Source organism: Kitasatospora sp. NPDC057518, assembly GCF_042802075.1.
In the GTDB taxonomy this organism is placed as follows: Bacteria; Actinomycetota; Actinomycetes; order Streptomycetales; family Streptomycetaceae; genus Kitasatospora.
Genome location: NZ_JBHVEU010000646.1, coordinates 1 through 3,507 on the forward strand (window position 1 = coordinate 1; position 3,507 = coordinate 3,507).

The following is a 3,507-nucleotide window of genomic DNA, read 5'->3' on the forward strand; positions in this document are numbered from 1 at the left end:
GACTCAGGACCGTGGGCTCAGGACCTGGAGGTCAGGAGCGCGGCGGAGCAGGCAGCACGGCCGTCCGCAGGGTCGGGATGGTCCACTGCTGGTTCGGCCCGTAGCCGCAACCGGCGATCTGGAGCCGGGTGCCGCTGGTGGCAGGCCCGCCCGGCAGCTCGAAGCACTTGCCGGAGGCGGGGTGGAACAGCGCGCCGTTCGCGAGCGGGATCCACTTCTGCGCCGTGGTGCCGTCGCAGGAGTGGTACTCCAGCTGCGTGCCGTCGACCGTGCCGGCGTTCACCGTGGCGATGCAGCCGCCCTTGACCCGGATGGTGCCGTCGTTCCCGAGAGCCAGCTGCTGGGCCTCGGTGCCGTTGCAGTTCACCAGCATGATCGGGTTGCCGTTCGCGGTGCCCCCGTTGACGTTGTCGACGCACATGCCCGCGTCGGCACCCGAGCGGACGACACCGGTCGCGCTCGGCGCGGTCGGCGCCACCGCGAACGGGTAGACGGCGGTGCTGCTGATGCTTCCGTCGAAGCTCGCGGTCGGCTTGGACTGGTACTTGTACCGGCCCAGGGTGAACGGCCCCGAGGACGCCGGGCTGGTGCCGGCCAGGTGGAACTTGGTGCCGGCCAGGACACCGTCGACGTAGAGGGCCATCGCCCCGGTGTCGGCGTTGTACGAGGCCGTCAGGCGGGTCCAGACGCCGGGCCGGGTCTCGGCGCTGGCGTTCTGGGTGTCGGTGTAGTCGTACGACCAGGTGTCGTCGTCCGTGTAGGCCAGGCCGAAGTGCCAGTTCTTGCCCGCGCCGTCGGTGTACAGCAGGAAGTTGCTGGAGTGCCCGGTCTCCTGGCTGGCGACGACGCCGGGGCCCGAACCGGCCTTGGCCCAGGTGGAGATGGTGAAGCTCTTGCGGGTGTCGACCACCGGGCCGCTCATGGTGATGTTCGAGCCTGCGCCGGAGGCGAAGGTGCCCACGGTGGTCTTCTGGCCGTCCACGGTTTCCTGGACCCAGCCGACGTTCGTCGCCCACCCGTCGGTGCGCTTCTGTCCGTCGCGAACGGTGTTGGTGCCGTCGGGCGCCGCCAGCCAGTTGCCGACGGGGCGGTTGAGGTTGCCGAGCGCGACCGGGTTCTTCTCCAGGCCGGTCACCGTCGGGCCGCTGGCGGGGTTGTTCTTGTCCTTCGGGGTGCCGATGCCGGCCCAGGCGACGAGCTGGTTGTTGGTGTCCACGGCCCACAGGTCGGGGATGCCGTCACCGGTGACGTCGCCGTTGGAACCGACCTTCGGGTACAGCTTGGCGTCGACGCCGTTGGCCAGCCAGCCCTTGGTGGGGCTGGAGAAGGCGGAGGCGTCGAAGGTGTTCCGGGTACTGCCCTTGGCCAGTTGGTAGGCGTGGATGGTTCCGTCGCCCTTGGACCGGGCCCAGACGGTGGGGATGTTCGTGCCCTTGGCCGGGCCAGGGGTGATCAGGTCGTAGAAGTCCCAGTTGCGGTCCGAGGACAACAGATAGGCCGGCCCGTCGAGGGTCTGGGCACTGGACGAGGTCGCGAGCCACAGCTGACCCGCTTCGACATAGAGGAGGGACGTGCGGGGGAGCCCGAGCTGGCCTGTACCGGGGTCGCGGGGATTGTCGTCGTAGGGCGAACCGAAGGCCGCGATCTGGGTGACTCCCGACCAGTCCGGCCGACCACAGGCGATCGCTGTGTGCTCGGGGGTGAAGCAGGTCCTCAGCTCGTTGGGAGGGTCAGCGGGCTTCTGGAGCGACACCCCGCTCTGGTTGTCGAAGGCGCCGGTGGTGCCGTTGTTGGTGTACAGGTACAGCTCGGCCGAGCCCGGAACGTGTGCGATGAGATCGTCGACGGTCTGCTCACTGAGGGAGCCCCGGTGGGTGATCTGGACGTTGCTCCAGCCGGTGGAGCCGGGGGCGGAGACCGGCTTGGCATTCGGAGCCGCGTACGGATCGGCGCCGGCGCCGATCACGCGGAGCGCGCCGGAACCGTCCGGCAGGAGAGTGTCCGCCTTCAGGTCGCCGTCGATGTCACCCATGACCGGGGGACCCGCGTTCGGGTTGCTCGGCACGAAGAAGGTGTAGGCGACCGGCTGGGACATGTTGCCGGCGTTGTCCTGGGTCTGCAGGTAGAGGAAATTCGTGCCCCAGTGCGTGGCGTGATACTTCAGCTGGTAGCTGCCGCCGTCCATCTTGACGACGTTGTCGCTGCGGTCGGTGCACTTCCAGCCGGTGGCTGAGGCCTGGATCGGGTCGGTGGTCCAGCGGGCACAGGCGAGACCGGAGGACTGTCCGCCGGTGGCCGGGGCCGGGTCGGTACCGGTCAGGGTGAAGTAGCCGTCTTCGCCGACGGGCTTGGGGTGCCCGCCGAGGGTGCCCGACTCGGGGAAGTCCGTCGAGGTGATGCGAGCGGTCGGCGGGGTGCGGTCGATGCGCAGGTAGCACGTCGGGCTGTTGTCGCTCGTGAGCGTGCCGTCGCTGGTGGTGGCGAACCAGCCGTACTGGTGGCCGTCGATCAGCGGGCCGACGCTCACGTTCTTGGGGCCGGAACTCGCGGCCCAACCGGTCTCGTAGATCTTCAGGGAGCCGTTGTCGTTGTCGTCCCAGATCCTGAAGGCGGTCCAGAGCTGTTGGCCGGTCGGCGACCAGGTGTCAACGCTCAGATTGATGTCGGTGTTGATGCCGACCCAGCCCGGTGCGTCCTTCGGGTCCGTGGTGCCGCCGGTCTGGCACTTGTCGTGGGAGTCGTTCCAGGCGAAGCCAGGGGTCGGGTTGGTTGCCGGGTCTCCGATGCGAGGCTTGAGGTCGTACGTCACGACGACGTGCGGGTTGTTGGCCCACCGCTGGCGGTAGTACTTGTTGCCCTCGTCGTCGGGGGCGAACATGAAGGTCCAGCCGTCCCAGTGCTCGCGGGCGGCCTGAACCATCTGGCCGTAGACGTCGAACTCCTTGCCGCCGCCGCCGGAGATCCAGTTCATGCCGACCTTGGAGCAGTTCGACGGCTCGGGACAGGGCTGGGCGTTCCAGCGCGTCCACTTGTTGATCGGGTTGCTGTTGCCCGACCCGGTCGAGTACAGGCCCATCGGGGTGGAGGTCGAGGGGCTGGACGACTGCGCGACGGTGGCGTAGAGCTTGGCGCTGAGGACGGTCGAGTCCCAGAACGTCGAGTTCAGGCCCACCTGGAAGTAGGCGCGCTCCTTGCCCTCCTTGTCGCAGCGGTTGTTCGTGTCGATGTAGCCGCAGTAACCGGACGCCGGCTTGTCCTGGCCGAGCTGGGTGCCGTTGTACTCCATCGTCTCCGGGTAGGCCGACTGCACCTGGGCCCAGGCCTGGGTGCCGTTGTCGACGCTGGGGTTCCAGCCCGGGTCGATGAACCAGGGGCCGGTGCCCTGCCCGAGGAGCGAGGCGTCCGGTACCAGGTCGATGCCGCCGCCGCTGACGGTGGTGGCGATCGGCGCGGTCCGGGCGCCGGGGCCGGGAGCCTTGCTGTCGGAGCCGGCGGCGCCCGCCGCAC

1 protein-coding gene is annotated in these 3,507 nt (G+C 68.9%); it reads right to left on the bottom strand.

Annotated features, from left to right (window positions below; translation table 11 throughout):
- Positions 1–31: 31 nt before the first annotated feature.
- Positions 32–3,507: ricin-type beta-trefoil lectin domain protein (locus ACFU7Z_RS37710; protein ID WP_380782615.1), on the bottom strand; the 3,476-nt coding region annotated here is incomplete at its 5' end.